Raw genomic sequence first — 13,863 nt, 5'->3', positions numbered from 1 at the left:
TGGGCCTTCAGGACAGCGGGTGTCCGAGGTTTAACGGGGTGGACGAGCGTTTTGCTTTTCGGACTGCCAGAACGGGTAAAAGTTGAACCACTGTAGCGGATAGCGACAGCAGAAGTGTTCCAGCCGCGAGACAAAGTGTTTCATGGTGCTGTCCATCCAGGCCTCACGCGTCCGCCGTGAAAGGCTTGTGGCATCCCCCAGCGATTCAAAGTGTACGTGATGCGATTGACCCTGGCGGGCACAGACCAGCAGATACAGCGGGCAGCGCAACAGCATGGCCAGCCAGAAGGCCCCTTCGGGGAAAGGGGCCGGTCGGCCGAGAAAATCGATCCATCGACGTCGGGCACCTGAGTCGATGGGGTCGCGGTCGGCGGCGATGACCACAAAGCCCCCCTCGGTGACGCGGGCCTGAAGTCGCTGGGCCGTGCCGGGCCCCATGTCACTGACCTCGATGATCTCTACTGACAGGGGGCGGTCGATGTCGTTGAACAGGGAGTTGAAGCGCTGGGCGTGTTGGGTATGCATGACCACGCTCATCTTCAGGTCGCGACGCAGTCGCCCCAGCGCCTGACAGACTTCATGGCTGCCCAGATGCGTGACCACGATGATGCCGCCCTGACCGGAGTCGATGGCGGCCCGGAGCGTTTCACGTTGCTCGATATGAATGGACTCGGGGGCGATGCGACCGTAAAGCGCCAGCACCTTGTCCAGAATGGCCGTGCCGAAGGTAGTGAAATGGCGCACGGTGGTCAGACGCGGCAGCGATACCGAGGGATAAAAGGCCTTGAGACGCTTTTGGTATTCACGTGAGGCGCGTCGGGCGATCGGGCGGCGCAGCCAGTAATAGACCCCGACCAGAAACAGGACGCCCTGATAGGCACGCGCGCCGAAGCGGTCGTAAATGGCGAGCATCAGTTTGATGCCCCCCAGCGAGCCGGACTCCCTGATGGCCGACCAGTGGCGCGGCGTGCGTTTGCGTTGTGATGATGTCATGAAGAGCTCTTGTGTTGCGCCTCGCGCCGGTACCGACAGCGCCTGAGGAGCAGCATCGGCAGTCGTATCAGCATGCCCAGCGTCAGGCGCAGGTGCATGCGCGCCATCAAAACGTTATCCCGAAACAGGCGAAAGTGGGACACGCCATCGGTGGGATAGGTCACCCGCACCGGCAGGTTGTCGACCGGATGACCGGCCCAGAACCAGCGCACCAGCACCTCGGTATCAAATTCCATGCGATTGCCGCAGCCGCGACGCGAGAGCATGGCATTGAGCGGAACCAGCGGATAAAGACGCACGCCGCACATCGTATCGCGCAGTGTCGTCGACAGTGTGTTGAACCAGACCCACACATGGGTGATGTAGCGGCTGATAAAACGGTGAAGCGGCACGCTGTGGTCAAAGCGCGGATAGCCGATCAAAAGCCGTTCGGGGGCCTGTCTGGCCGCTTCGATAAAGGGCGGCAGACTGGCGTGATCATGCTGGCCATCGGCATCGACCTGAAGCGCATGGGTAAACCCGAGGCCTTGAGCATGCGCAAGACCATGGCGGACGGCGTATCCCTTGCCGCGATTGTGCGGCAGGCGCAGCAGGTGTACATCGCTTGCCTGTGCCAGATGATCGAGTACAGCGGCGCAGGCCGCGTTGCTGCCATCGTCGATCAGCACGATAGGCAGCTGCAGGTCGGCCAGACCTTCACAGGTGGCCACGATGGCATGCTCGTGGTTGTAGACGGGTATCAGCACGCAGGGCGTAAACGCTGCACGGTCAGAGGGACGATTCATGAAGGCTCCCGGTCGCCGGTGGGCGGATCGACACCAAGCAGGCGCAGTTGCAGATGCTGACCCCGATGCGATGCCACGGTGATATTCAGGTCATCACGCTGACGGGTCAGGGTCATGACGGCGCGATCGCCCGGCAACAGCGGTGCGGGAAAGCGTACTCGGCGCATGTCCCGCCACCGATCCGGTTCGCCGAACAGGCGCTCGGCCTGCTGGCGCGCCCAGTGAATCAGGGCAATGCCGGGCACGATCGGGCGACCCGGGAAGTGGCCTTCTAGTGCCGCCAGCCGCTCCGGGATCTCAAGCGTGATCCGGCGCTGATCAAGCGTCGGGGACTCGATGTCCAGCCAGCGTGGCTGCCGTCGATCGTCCAGATCATCAAAAAGATGGCGTGCCATGGCCTGGGTCAGCTTGCCCTGTGCGTTGACCGGCAAACGGTGAACAAAGCGCCAGAAGCGCGGCAGCACCACCGGCTCGAAGGCATTGGCCAGATGCTGTCGCAGGGCGCTGATGAGGGCTCTGCGCATGTCATGATCATGGGCAATACTCTCTTCGGTCATGGCAACGACGGCGCCAATGCGGCCGCCCGAGTGATCGATGGTCAGACAGCGGGCGCTTGTAACGCCAGAAAAACGCTCGATATGCCGGGCTAGCCCCTCCAGTGAGACGCGCTTGCCGGCCACCTTGACGATGCGGTCGGCGCGCCCGTGAAGGGTAAAGCGGGCAGGGTGCTCGTCGAGCAGTTCAATGTGGTCGGCCTGCTCGTGCCAGCGCTCCGGCTCGGGCAGACGTCCTGATCGCAAAAGGATACGTCCACTGTCGCGGCGCAGCATGACATCATCAAGGGCCTGCCAGGTCGTATCACGACAGGGCCTGCGCCAGGCAATGGCACCACTTTCCGAGCTGCCGTAGATCTCGATGAGCTCGCTGCCCATCAATGCCTCGGCCTGCATGGCAGCGTCATGTGGCAAGGGGGCGGCGGCGCTGAAGATGCGACCGGGGGCGCGCTTCGGCATGCCGGTCGTACTGTCCGGCAGACGGGAAAGTTGAGGCGGCGAGCTGATCAGGGCGCTGACCGGCAGATGAGTGAGCCACTCGGCCAGCGTTTCGGGCCATGTCACGATCTCGAGCCCGAAGGGGTGCGAGGTAGCAATCGCGCGTAAAAGTCCGGCGGTGAGCCCCCAGGTGTGCTGGTGACTGACCTGACTGATGACCACCCCCTGCGCGAGCGGCCAGTGTCGTTCAAAGGCGGCAACCTCGGCCTCGAGCTGGCCCAGAGTGCGAAAGATCGGGGTAGGGTCGCCGCTTGAGCCTGAGGTGAACAGCACCACGGCGTCCTGATCGGGCGACAGTTCGGCAACGGGCGGCGTCTGTGTCACCGGTGCCGTGGGCACCCGCGCATCGACAAACTCGCCCAGCAGGGTCAGATGGCGCCGGCGCAGATGATCCACGGTTTCGGGCAGGTTGTCGCCGGGCAGCCAGACCCGATGGCCGGCGTGCCAGAGGCCGAGCAGAGCCGTCGTAAACCGCCAGGGATCGCTGTCATAAAGAGCGACATCCCGGCCTGCCGGCAGCGGCGTGTTGGCCCAGGCCGTAATGGCCTTGCGCAGTTCACCGCGAGTGCGTACCCGCTGTCCTGATTGGGCGACGATATCGTCGGCTTCACCCGATAACCACGGGCAGCGGATCAGTGACGGCGCGCAGAAGAAATGATGAGTCATGCGTGCACCGTTGTGCGCCGAACGCGCTGACGCACCAGCCATTCACCGGCCATCAGCAGGGCCGCGAGCAGATAGCTGATGGCACCGGTGTAGATCTGCCAGACCTGCAGGGGCGCCCAAAGCGCCAGCGCCAGGGCCACGAGGGCGTTGATCGTCATGAAAATGCCCCACACCCAGGTCACACGACGGGTGTAGCGCACCCCTGCGGGTGGCAGGTCGGGCTCTGACAGGCGCGCCAGGCGCTCGATCAGGGGCGTGGTGCGCAGGCTGCCCAGAAAGACCAGTGCCAGCGAGACATTGATGATGACCGGATAAAGCCGAATGCCCAGTTCTGCCTGCCCGCCCAGCAGCAGGGCCAGCAGGATTATCAACACCGTCGCCCAGCGCAGGCGATGAAGCCCCGCTAGCCATTGAAGGCCTGCAAGAAGGACAAAGGTGATCAGCAGGGCCCGGGTACCCCATAGCGGCAGAACGATCCAGAGGGCCACCGGAAACAGCACCATCGAAAGCGACGATGACCAGTGACGTGTTCCGGGGCGTCCGGCAGGCATGGCTCCCATCATGAACCTCAGTCGTTGCGACGCTCGGCGACCAGCGCGCTGAGCTGTCTGAGGCTGGCAAAGTGCTCGCGGTTTTCCTCGGCATCGCTGTCCAGTCGGATGCCGTAACGCTTTTGCAGCGCCAGACCCAGCTCCAGTGCATCGATCGAGTCCAGCCCCAGCCCGTCGCCAAACAGGGGCGCTTCGGGCTCGATGTCGTCGGCTGTAATGTCTTCAAGCTCCAGCGCTTCGATGATCATGTTGGCAACATCGCGTTCAAGATCGGTCAATGCCGTATTGGCCATGTGGTGTTCTCCTCAAGTCCCTGTTGTCGTGTTCGAGACGATGAATACGCCGCTGGAGCGTCATCTGCCTGGTATGTTCGGGCGGCATATGATGCCAGAACCGGGCATGGTTTGGGGCGCTATCCGCCGTGTGATGTCCGGCTTCACGCGTTGATCTGCCAGCCAAGCCGAGGGGCGCGTGTCGTCAGCTCATGCCGTCCCATCAGCCAGTCAACCAGCAGCGGCGGTGTCACGGTCGGAAGCAGGTCGGCAGAGGATTCGACAGGCGTTGCCTGCAGGCCGATGGCACCGGCAGCAGGCGAGAGCGACAGTTCCATCAGCATGGCGGAGGGCGACTGCGGCGCCTGGGTCTGAATACGGTAACGATCGGGAACCGGTGAGTCGGTCAGCACCAGCATGACGCTGTCATGTCCCTCCGCCAGATAGCCTCGAGCTTCGCTTAAAAGCGCCTCGAATTCTTCACCGGCAGCAGCCAGTGCGGCCATCGAGGCGTAATTGCCAAAGGCAATCGAGTAGACGCCAAGCACGGCGTTGTGGACCGACAGGCCAAAACGGGCAGGCGACAGCGGCTCTCCTTCAAAAAGCGTATCAAGCATGTCCAGTGGACGATGGCCGTCCCCGTGGCGTGAGGCATGCAGCACCGGCATGGATGTACGTTCATGGGTGCCCATGTCACCGAGCAGCGTGCACACGGCGCGTCCCAGAGGTGTCAGCCGTCGTCGCAGCAGGGCCGGCACGCTTGCCGCGGCAGGCTTTTCATCGGTGATCACACAGGCTGGCATGTCCTGACCATCGCGTTCGGGCAGCCAGGCGCGCCAGCGATGGAGATAGAGTAAAGGTGGTGCTGTATCAGCATGGGATAAGCAGGCCATGCGAGCCTCCCGAAAAATGACATCTGATTGTAAGCGGCAGGCGTGGTTTCATAAACCTTGAGTATGACAAACGTGACAGATGTGTATGGTGAAGGACTTCAGCCGATGATCGCCACAATGGCATGGCAGTATCTGTCCAAAACAGGTGTGATAGTCCCCTGATTCAGGCCTTTTATGGCTTTATACGGAGTTTGGAATGGCGCTTTCTACAGATGATCGCAACCGCCGGCGCTTCATGCGTCGTGCACTGGCCCTGCTGCCTGTTGCAGGCATGGCGGGAGCCATGGCTGCCCCTGAGCGTGCGCAGGCCAGCGAGTCACGTGAGCGATCCGATGCGCTCGACATGACCGCCCGCAACAACGTGATTTACTGGGGGGCCGACCCGACCGGCAAGCGCGACAGCTCGGCAGCCTTTGTAAAAGCGGCGCGCTCCAGCATCGTCAATAGTCTTTATGTACCGCCCGGGCGCTATGCGATCGGACAGACGGTCGATCTTAACGGCAAGAACCTCATTGGACCCGGCCGTCAGCGCAACAAGCGCGAAACCAATGCCATGCTGATTCCTTTTCATTCGCTGGGTAATAACGCCATGTTTACCGGTCATGGCCCGGTAATACGCGATCTCAGCTTCTCAAACAGTGAAGCCAAAAGAAAATGGGAAGGCATCTATATCGATAGCCATGGCTACAATACTGTGGTGGAAAACGTCCACTTTTCTTCTGCCAATACGGCCATTCTTGTTAAAGAAATCATGGTCAATTACAGCCTGCTGCGCTGTACCTTTGTTGGCATGCGTACCGGAGTCAAGGTTGAAGATAGAAAGAAGGGAAATTCCACAACAGCACGTTTTGTTGGAAACGAGTTTAACTATACCGACAATGCGATCATCTTCGATAAGGATGTCTACGGGGCGACCTTTCAGGATAATATTTTCGAGGCTCTGAAGGGCGATGCCATTCGCGCCGGTTTAATTTATCGCTCGAGCTTTATCGGCAACTGGTGGGAAGGCCGCAACAATGGTGAGTCCCCATGGCCCTGTGTTCGGACAACCAAGGGGCAGCAGTTCATGGATTGCTTTGCCACTTCCAATACCTGCGTTTATGGCTGGACCAACGTTTTCGCCAGTGACAAGCACAGTGGCAGCATGGGCGGTGTGTCACTGGACGGTGGCGAGGTCGTCATTCGTAATTCAACCGGTAATGCGTTGCGCCTGTCGCCGGACTCGATACGTGCCGAGGCGGATGCCTGGAAGGAAGCCACACCGCTGGTGATCCAGTCAAGCCGCTCCGAAAAGACCCGTCAGACCAACCCGATCGTCCTGCGCCATAGCGGCCCTGGAGGCGACGTGGTGTTCGATACCGACACGGAGTCGGGCAACAAGGGGGTCTGGGATGGCCGCCTGCGCTTTGCTTCTCAGGTCGGCGGCGATGACAAGGTATTGTATGACGATTACCGGGTGAACCGGGGGCGCCCCGGCGTAGTGGGCGAGACGTCGCTGGTGGATAAAAAGGGCACGGTGCGTCATGCCCTGACCGGCATCCCTCAGTTCGTCAAATGGCGCAAGGGTGGCGATGGGCCGGGCTGCGACTTCTTCGCGCGCTGTGAGGCCGTCGACAAGGGGAAGGTCGAATTCTCCTTCCCGGAGGGAGAAGTGGAACTGCGTGATCCGATCATCACGGTCACGGTAGACGATGCCGGCATCATCCACGATGGTATCGAGTATCTCTCGGCCTACTCGGGCTCGGTGAAATACCAGGCATGGAAAGGCTTTCGAGTCCGCTTCGTTGATCGCAAGAGCGGGCAGCCGACCCTGCCGGAGAGCTTCAATCTCTCGATCTTTTACCCTGGGTGAAAGCAGGCCTTGTCAGGCGTCGCTAAACGCTTTCGCCGACCGGGGTCGGTCGGGGTTCGTCGCGGCGCTCTGGCAGGGCGTCCGGACGCAGTCGCCGCGACAGTACGTCCACGGCCATATTGATGACGGCCGTCACCATCAAAAGGGCGACGGCCTGATCGAACATCAGATACTCAAAGCTTGAGTCGATATGAAAGCCCAGCGTTACCACACCCAGCATCCCCAGTAGCGCCGTCTCGCGCATGATGACCTCGGCGCGGTAAAACAAAAGCGCCAGAATGCCGGGATAGATGCGCGGCAGAAGCTCATGGCTGTATAGATTGATTCCGCGAATGCCGGGCAGACCGGGGGTGATCTCATCGGCATGTCGCGCCGCCAGAAAGGCGATCAGAGCGCCGTTATGCAGCGACAGCGCTATCCACGCCGGCAGCAGGGACGGGCCGGTCAGCAGTAGCAGAATAAAGGCCAGCAGCAGCTCCGGGGTCGAGCGCATGATGATCAGCGCGCCGCGTCCCACGGTGCGCGTGGTCTGGTTGCCAAAATGACGGCTGACCAGTGGCCAGGCCAGCAGGCAGACCATCAGGGACCCCACGGTGCTCATCAGCCCCAGCAGCAGCGTATTGCCAACGGCGGGTAAAATATCCGGCAGCCGGGCAAGCCACTGCGGCATGGCGGCGAGATCGCCTTCCAGTAGCGGCTGCGGCCAGATGTCATGGCTTAAAAACTGCCACAAAAGCGTCGGATTGACGCTGGGCCAGGGCCCCAGCAAGAACGCCGTGCCCAGCAGCCAGGGCAGCAACAGGCGGCGGTGTGCCCACCACGGCAGCAGGGCAATCAAGAGGTAAAAGGCCCACAGCAAGGCGCCTCCTTCGTGATATCGCCCCTGGCGAAAGGCGCTTTCCATGTAATAGCCCAGCGTTGGCAGCCCCACAAACCCCAGCAGGACGCTGGCGCGCAAGGCGCATTCAAAACGGTAGCGGGTATATCCGGACAGCCGCTGCCAGGCCAGCGGGAGTTCGGTATACACAAAGCGCGATAGCCTGTCGGTGCGAGGCGATAGCGTCCGCGAGGCGCTTCGATCGATCTGGGCCAGAATTTCGGCATAGACCTTGGCAAACGTTGCGGCATAGGGCAAGGCAATGGCGGTCAACGCCGTAATGGCAGACAGCCCGAAAACCTGAAGAAACAGCAGGGCCCAGAAAATCTCGTGGATGGCTCGCACAAAGGCGCACAGGCTTCTCACCAGGCGAGAACGCATGAAAATCAGTGCCAGTGGAAATCCGAGTACCATGCCCAGCACTACGCCCCACAGCGCAAAGGCAATGGTCAGAATCAGGGCGTGCAGGGGGGATTCGGTCGCAGTGATGTCCGGCAGGATCATTCCCTGAAGCATGCGCCCCAGTTCCTTCCACGGATCACTGGTGGTGATCGACAGATCTGCCAGCGGCAGCAGTGTCAGAGTGATGGCCAGCATGATCAGGGTCAGACGCAAGAGTCTGGCGCCCATATTGTCGCCGCGCAGCCAGCTGAATCCGCCGGGAGGCCTCTCAGTTCGTGGCATAGAGCACGTCAAGATCGTGTGACGAAAGCTCGCTGGCCGGGGCATCAATGATGATGTGCCCGTCATCCAGACCGATGATGCGATCAAAATGAGCCAGTGCCAGTTCGCGCTGGTGCAGGGCGACCACGCAGGTCTGATGGCAGGCGTTGATCATCTCCAGCAGTCGAACACCCTGACGGGGGTCGACGCTGGCCACCGGTTCATCTCCGATAAAGACCGGACGCCTTTGATACAGCGCTCGCGCAATGGCGACACGCTGCTGCTGACCGCCGGAGAGCTGATCGACCTGGCGCCGGAGCAGTCCGTCCAGCCCCAGGGTGCCAGCAAGCTCGCCGATCTCCTGCCAGCAGGTTGGCCTGGGGCGCAAAAGATTGATCAGGTTTTGCCAGCGTGAGTAATGGGCCAGGCGGCCCATGTAAATGTTGTGATAGGCCGAAAGCGTCGGCACCAGAGCATTGGCCTGTGGACACCAGGCGGCCTGGTCGCCGAGCCGAACGCGCAGCGCGTCGAGCAGGGTCGACTTGCCCACACCGCTGCGACCCAGCAGGGCGATACGATCGCCCTGCGAGATGCGCAGCGTCAGGTCAGGGAAAACAACATGATCGTCGTGACCGAGACGGGCGTGGTCAAACCCGGCAAGTACGTTCGCGGCGTTCGACCCGACAGTAGCAGTTTCCAGCATGGCCTTATCGCAGCAGCCCCAGCTCCTTGCCGACCTTTTCGATGGGGGCGTAATCCTCGTTGGAAGCGGGGATAAAGCCTTCACGGGGGAAGCTCGACAACAGGTCGGGGTCGGTCATGTCCAGCAGTGCCTTTTGAACATGCTGCGTCGTATCGGCGCCGTAGTGGTCATCGACATCGCCACGAATGGTCCACTGGTAATCCGGATAGGTTGGCGTGGACCAGATCACGTGTACCTTGTCGGTATCGACGCGGCCATCGGCCACGGCGGCGTCCCACACCGTGTAGTTGAGCGCACCAATATCAAAGGCGCCCGACTCGACCAGTGCCATGGTCCGGGTGTGATCGCCCGAGTACCCCACGTGGGAAAAGACCTTGTCAGGGGCTTCATCAAAGCGCTCACGCAGATAGTAGTCAGGCATCAGACGGCCGGATGTTGAAGTCTTGGCACCGAAGGTAAAGGTCTTGCCGCGAATATCATCCGGCAGTTCGGATTGATCGGCCTTCAGCCCCGTATCGGCGTTGGCAATGAAATAGGTCTTGAATTCGGCGTCTTCCTTGCCCTGCGCAATGGCTTTTGAGCCGGGCACGATCTGGCGTGCCTGAACGCCGGTCAGCCCACCAAACCAGGCCAGCTGAACCTGGTCGTTTCGAAAGGCGCTGACCGCCGCGGCGTAGGATTTGACCGGAACATACTCGACATCCAGCCCCGTTTTCTCGGACAGATAGTCGGCCACCTTGTCAAAGCGCTCCACCAGCCTTGCTTCATCCTCATCGGGAATGGCCGTAAAACGGAAGGTGTCGGCGAGTGCTGAAGTGCTCAGCATGATAAGAGAAAGGGCAACGAGCCTGCGCATCGGGGAAACTCCTCAGAAGCGTCGAGTAGGTAGGAAGCGTGCATGCTAGCACGCCATGAGGGCTATATACGCTACTGCTGATATTTTTGTGTGCTCTGACACGTTGTGACGGTCAGGCGAATAGAAAAAACCCCTCTCATAAGAGAGGGGCCTTTCGAGCACAAGGGCACCAAAAGCTCAGCTGCCGATGTCCTTCAGCGGTTTGCCGCTCATCAGGTTCTTTTCGATCTTCTCAAGCGAGATGCCCTTGGTTTCCGGGATCAACAGCAGGGTGAAGATGATAAAGACCACGTTGAGAACCGACAGGATGCCGAAGGTCATGGCGCCGCCGATGGCCGCAATCATGACCGGGAAGAACTGGCCGATGGCAAAGTTGCCTACCCAGTTGGCGACCGTTGAGCAGCTCAGGCCGAAATCGCGGCCATTGAGCGGTTGGATCTCGGCACACAGGGTCCAGATCAGCGGGCCTGCCGACATGGCAAAGCCGGCCACAAAGATCAGAAGCGACGCCATGCCGGTGTACTGCAGGAAGGTGGTTGTCGGGCCAATGACCAGAATCGAGGCCAGAACGGCCATGCTGGCGGCCATGACGGCAAAGCCTGCATACAGGATGGGCTTGCGGCCCAGACGATCAACAAAACCGATGGCAATAAAGGTCGCCAGTACGTTGACCAGACCGGTCGCCACCGTGCTCCAGAGCTGAGCGGCAGTACCTTCAAACCCTGACATCTGGAAGATCTGGGGCGCGAAATACATGATTGCGTTCATGCCGGTGAACTGCTGTACCAGTTGCAGACAGACGCCCAGCATCACGGAGCGGCGGAAATTGGGGTTTTCCTTGAACATCTGGAAGCCGCGGCTTTTCTGCTCGGCGTTGATGCTCTCCTCGATTTCGCCCATCTCATAGTCGATTTCGGTCTTGCTGCTGCGCAGCTTGTTAAGTACCGCGCGCGCTTCATCAAAGCGGTCGCGTGAGGCCAGCCAGCGCGGGCTATTGGGAACCATGAGCACACCGATGAACAGCATCGCGGCCGGAATCATCAGCACGCCAAACATCCAGCGCCAGCTTTCAATGTAGCTAAAGGCCAGATTGGACATGAAGGCAGCCAGAATACCGATGGTCACCATCAGCTGATAAAAGGAAATGGTCGTACCGCGAATTCTTTCCGGGGCGACTTCCGAGAGATAAAGCGGCGCGGTAAAGGAAGCCACACCCACGGCCAGTCCCAGCAGAATCCGGGCAATGACCAGAGTGTTTGGACTGGTGGAGACGACAGCGACAAGCGCCCCGACAAAAAAGAGCAGCGAGCTGTAGAGAAGTGCCTTCTTGCGTCCAAAGCGCTGCGAGATGGCACCTGCCCCCATGGCACCCAGAGCGGCACCGACCATCATGGAGCTGACGATCCAGCCTTCCATCAGGGTGGAGACATGAAACTCGTTGACGATAAAGGGCAGTGCACCCGAAATAACACCGATGTCCATGCCGAACAGCAGGCCGGCCAGCGCGGCCAGACCGCAGCTCAGCCATACCATGGGGACAATGTCGGCATTTCTGACAGCGTCCGGTTTTGCCTGTTGATTTTGTGCAGCGCTTGAGCTGCTGCCCGAGTGACCTACCATATCATTTTCCTTGTACTGCAAGGGTGAGGGGGTTGCTTAATCGTGTCAGCACCAGATTAGCAGTACCGTTTTTCAGGTGCTGCGCCATTGCGGGCATTTGCGCTCATGTTCAAGGGCCGGTGTCGATATAAAGGGACCGTGCCTTCATTCATGAACAAAGGCACTTGTCCCATAAATCGTGCGCACCATAATAAAGTTGTTAAGCCCGGGTAAGGCCAGCCATTATCGTCCTTTTTTAGACCAAAGGCTTATGTCCGGGCGCTGAAGTGATGGCTTTCGCAATCGGGATGTTCTGAAAATCTCATCCCCAAGGCAAAAGAGTGCTGATATCATTGGATCTTCATGCAGCCTCGAGACCACCGAACTATCCTGTCCCTGTCAAACGACGCATGACCAGGGTTGCGCGCAGCCATGTCAGCGCATCAACGGTTTGCCAGCCATGTCAGATGTATCGGTTCGACAGTGTCTGTACCCGCAAGGGCAGATGACGGGGCTGCTATTGGCTGCCCTGATGGAAGTGAAGCAATGTGTTGCGAGGATAATGTCCTGATGTCTAACGTTGTCGGAAATCTACCAAACCGGGAAGGGAGCACGGCATGAGTGTGAACGACGACAACAGTACTGCTGTCGATCTGGCGCTTTTTGGTGCGCTGGGTGATCTGGCCCTGCGCAAGCTTTATGTCGCGCTTTACCATCTGGATCGTGAAGAATTGATGGCGCCGGAGACCCGCATTCTGGGGCTGGCTCGTCAGGAATACGATAATGATGCCTTCCGCGCACGCGTACGTGATGCGCTGGAAACCCGGGTTCGCGCCGATGAGCGCACCGAGGAGAGCATGAATCGGTTTCTGGCACGTCTTGATTATATTGAAATCGACTTTGCCTCCCCCGAGAGTTACAACCAGATCGCCCAGTGGCATGGTAGCAGCGCACGACCGCTGACCATCTACCTGTCGGTGCCGGCACGCCTGTATGGCGACATCTGCGCCAATCTGTCCAGCGCCGGTTGTCTTGATGATGAATCCCGCGTGGTGGTTGAAAAGCCGATCGGCTATTCGTTGCAGACCTCCGAAGAGATCAACGACGCCATCGGCGCTGTCTTCGATGAAAGCCGCATCTATCGCATCGACCATTATCTGGGCAAGGAAACGGTGCAGAACCTGCTGGCCCTGCGCTTTGCCAACCCGCTGTTTGGCAGTCAGTGGAATCAGAGCCACATCTCGCACGTTGAGATCACCGTGGCAGAAACGGTCGGGATCGAGGGGCGCTGGGGCTATTTTGACCAGGCAGGCCAGCTGCGCGACATGGTGCAAAACCATCTGATGCAGCTTCTTTGCATGATCGCCATGGACCCGCCCTCCAACCTGGATGCCGACAGCATTCGTGACGAGAAGGTCAAGGTGCTCAAGGCGCTTCGTCCCTTTGAGGGCGCACGTCTCGACACCGATGTGGTCAGGGGGCAATACATTGCCGGTACCATCAACGGCAAGTCAGTGCCGGGCTATCTCGAGGAAGAGGGCGCCAACGTCGATTCGCGTACCGAAACCTTCGTTGCCTTCAAGACCGAGATCCAGAACTGGCGCTGGGCGGGCGTTCCCTTTTATCTGCGGACCGGCAAGCGCATGCCGGAAAAACTCTCGCAGATCGTGATTCACTTCCGCCCGCAGTCGCACTACATCTTTGATAATGATCAGCGCAACATGGCGGCCAACAAGCTGATCATTCGGCTGCAGCCTGACGAGGGTATTGCCCTGCAGGTTCTGACCAAGGACAGCGGGCTGGACAAGGGCATGCGTTTGCGCACAGGGCCTCTTCATCTGGACTTTCACCAGGCCTTTCCCTCTGCACGCATTCCCGATGCCTATGAACGGTTGCTGCTTGAAGTCATGAAGGGTCAGCAGTACCTGTTTGTGCGTCGTGACGAGATCGAACACTCATGGCGCTGGATTGATCGTCTTATCCAGGGTTGGGAAGCGCGAGATATCGTACCCAAGCGCTATCCGGCAGGTTCGTGGGGGCCGGTCTCTTCCATCGGCATGATCACTCAGGACGGACGCAGCTGGTACGAAGACTATTGATT

The 13,863-nt window shown here is 59.8% G+C and carries 12 protein-coding genes; 2 read left to right on the top strand and 10 right to left on the bottom strand.

What is annotated here, in order from left to right; all coding sequences use genetic code 11:
* Nucleotides 1–30: 30 nt before the first annotated feature.
* From B9G99_RS02200 to B9G99_RS02175, 6 genes are all read right to left on the bottom strand, one after another.
* Nucleotides 31–993 carry an LpxL/LpxP family acyltransferase gene (locus B9G99_RS02200; RefSeq protein WP_086620554.1) on the bottom strand — a complete coding sequence of 321 codons (963 nt, stop codon included), beginning with the start codon at nucleotides 991–993 and terminating at the stop codon, nucleotides 31–33.
* Nucleotides 990–1,778 carry a glycosyltransferase family 2 protein gene (locus B9G99_RS02195; RefSeq protein WP_086620553.1) on the bottom strand — a complete coding sequence of 263 codons (789 nt, stop codon included), beginning with the start codon at nucleotides 1,776–1,778 and terminating at the stop codon, nucleotides 990–992. Before B9G99_RS02195 ends, B9G99_RS02200 begins: the two co-directional genes overlap by 4 nt.
* Entirely contained in the window at nucleotides 1,775–3,496 is a 1,722-nt protein-coding gene (locus B9G99_RS02190; RefSeq protein WP_158521422.1) for an ApeI family dehydratase, read from the bottom strand. Before B9G99_RS02190 ends, B9G99_RS02195 begins: the two co-directional genes overlap by 4 nt.
* Nucleotides 3,493–4,047 (bottom strand): COG4648 family protein, encoded by a 555-nt coding sequence (locus B9G99_RS02185; protein WP_086620551.1) that lies wholly within the window; start codon nucleotides 4,045–4,047, stop codon nucleotides 3,493–3,495. Before B9G99_RS02185 ends, B9G99_RS02190 begins: the two co-directional genes overlap by 4 nt.
* A gap of 17 nt (nucleotides 4,048–4,064) precedes the next feature.
* Nucleotides 4,065–4,340 (bottom strand): phosphopantetheine-binding protein, encoded by a 276-nt coding sequence (locus tag B9G99_RS02180; RefSeq protein WP_174678749.1) that lies wholly within the window; start codon nucleotides 4,338–4,340, stop codon nucleotides 4,065–4,067.
* A gap of 143 nt (nucleotides 4,341–4,483) precedes the next feature.
* The gene (locus B9G99_RS02175) at nucleotides 4,484–5,212 is read right to left on the bottom strand and encodes a beta-ketoacyl synthase chain length factor (RefSeq protein ID WP_086620550.1); all 729 of its coding nucleotides are present in this window, start codon (nucleotides 5,210–5,212) and stop codon (nucleotides 4,484–4,486) included.
* A 196-nt stretch (nucleotides 5,213–5,408) separates the two neighbouring features.
* Between B9G99_RS02175 and B9G99_RS02170 the strand changes: the two genes are divergently transcribed.
* On the top strand, nucleotides 5,409–7,064 hold the full coding sequence (locus B9G99_RS02170; RefSeq protein ID WP_086620549.1) for a right-handed parallel beta-helix repeat-containing protein: 1,656 nt from the start codon (nucleotides 5,409–5,411) through the stop codon (nucleotides 7,062–7,064).
* A gap of 22 nt (nucleotides 7,065–7,086) precedes the next feature.
* Here the strand turns inward: B9G99_RS02170 and B9G99_RS02165 are convergent, their stop codons facing one another.
* The 4 genes from B9G99_RS02165 to B9G99_RS02150 form a co-directional block, all read right to left on the bottom strand.
* Nucleotides 7,087–8,625 (bottom strand): PhnE/PtxC family ABC transporter permease, encoded by a 1,539-nt coding sequence (locus tag B9G99_RS02165; protein WP_227875888.1) that lies wholly within the window; start codon nucleotides 8,623–8,625, stop codon nucleotides 7,087–7,089.
* On the bottom strand, nucleotides 8,612–9,307 hold the full coding sequence (locus B9G99_RS02160) for an ATP-binding cassette domain-containing protein (protein WP_086620548.1): 696 nt from the start codon (nucleotides 9,305–9,307) through the stop codon (nucleotides 8,612–8,614). The genes B9G99_RS02165 and B9G99_RS02160 overlap by 14 nt, the downstream gene beginning before the upstream one ends.
* A gap of 4 nt (nucleotides 9,308–9,311) precedes the next feature.
* Nucleotides 9,312–10,163 (bottom strand): putative selenate ABC transporter substrate-binding protein, encoded by an 852-nt coding sequence (locus B9G99_RS02155; protein ID WP_086620547.1) that lies wholly within the window; start codon nucleotides 10,161–10,163, stop codon nucleotides 9,312–9,314.
* A gap of 177 nt (nucleotides 10,164–10,340) precedes the next feature.
* Nucleotides 10,341–11,783, bottom strand: a complete 1,443-nt coding sequence (locus B9G99_RS02150) for a sugar porter family MFS transporter (RefSeq protein ID WP_169712212.1) — start codon at nucleotides 11,781–11,783, stop codon at nucleotides 10,341–10,343.
* 596 nt (nucleotides 11,784–12,379) lie between these two features.
* On the opposite strand from B9G99_RS02150, the gene zwf reads away from it, so the two are divergent.
* Entirely contained in the window at nucleotides 12,380–13,861 is a 1,482-nt protein-coding gene (zwf, locus tag B9G99_RS02145; RefSeq protein WP_086620546.1) for a glucose-6-phosphate dehydrogenase, read from the top strand.
* Nucleotides 13,862–13,863: the final 2 nt, after the last annotated feature.

This window comes from Kushneria konosiri, assembly GCF_002155145.1.
Lineage (GTDB): Bacteria > Pseudomonadota > Gammaproteobacteria > Pseudomonadales > Halomonadaceae > Kushneria > Kushneria konosiri.
This window is presented reverse-complemented; position numbering and strand designations above follow the sequence as displayed.

What these genes read in the sequence shown, in the direction of transcription:
- B9G99_RS02200 (WP_086620554.1), bottom strand. Translation starts at nt 993, where the DNA reads ATGACATCATCACAACGCAAACGCACGCCGCGCCACTGGTCGGCCATC.
- B9G99_RS02195 (WP_086620553.1), bottom strand. Translation starts at nt 1,778, where the DNA reads ATGAATCGTCCCTCTGACCGTGCAGCGTTTACGCCCTGCGTGCTGATA.
- B9G99_RS02190 (WP_158521422.1), bottom strand. Translation starts at nt 3,496, where the DNA reads ATGACTCATCATTTCTTCTGCGCGCCGTCACTGATCCGCTGCCCGTGG.
- B9G99_RS02185 (WP_086620551.1), bottom strand. Translation starts at nt 4,047, where the DNA reads ATGCCTGCCGGACGCCCCGGAACACGTCACTGGTCATCGTCGCTTTCG.
- B9G99_RS02180 (WP_174678749.1), bottom strand. Translation starts at nt 4,340, where the DNA reads ATGGCCAATACGGCATTGACCGATCTTGAACGCGATGTTGCCAACATG.
- B9G99_RS02175 (WP_086620550.1), bottom strand. Translation starts at nt 5,212, where the DNA reads ATGGCCTGCTTATCCCATGCTGATACAGCACCACCTTTACTCTATCTC.
- B9G99_RS02170 (WP_086620549.1), top strand. Translation starts at nt 5,409, where the DNA reads ATGGCGCTTTCTACAGATGATCGCAACCGCCGGCGCTTCATGCGTCGT.
- B9G99_RS02165 (WP_227875888.1), bottom strand. Translation starts at nt 8,625, where the DNA reads ATGCCACGAACTGAGAGGCCTCCCGGCGGATTCAGCTGGCTGCGCGGC.
- B9G99_RS02160 (WP_086620548.1), bottom strand. Translation starts at nt 9,307, where the DNA reads ATGCTGGAAACTGCTACTGTCGGGTCGAACGCCGCGAACGTACTTGCC.
- B9G99_RS02155 (WP_086620547.1), bottom strand. Translation starts at nt 10,163, where the DNA reads ATGCGCAGGCTCGTTGCCCTTTCTCTTATCATGCTGAGCACTTCAGCA.
- B9G99_RS02150 (WP_169712212.1), bottom strand. Translation starts at nt 11,783, where the DNA reads ATGGTAGGTCACTCGGGCAGCAGCTCAAGCGCTGCACAAAATCAACAG.
- zwf (WP_086620546.1), top strand. Translation starts at nt 12,380, where the DNA reads ATGAGTGTGAACGACGACAACAGTACTGCTGTCGATCTGGCGCTTTTT.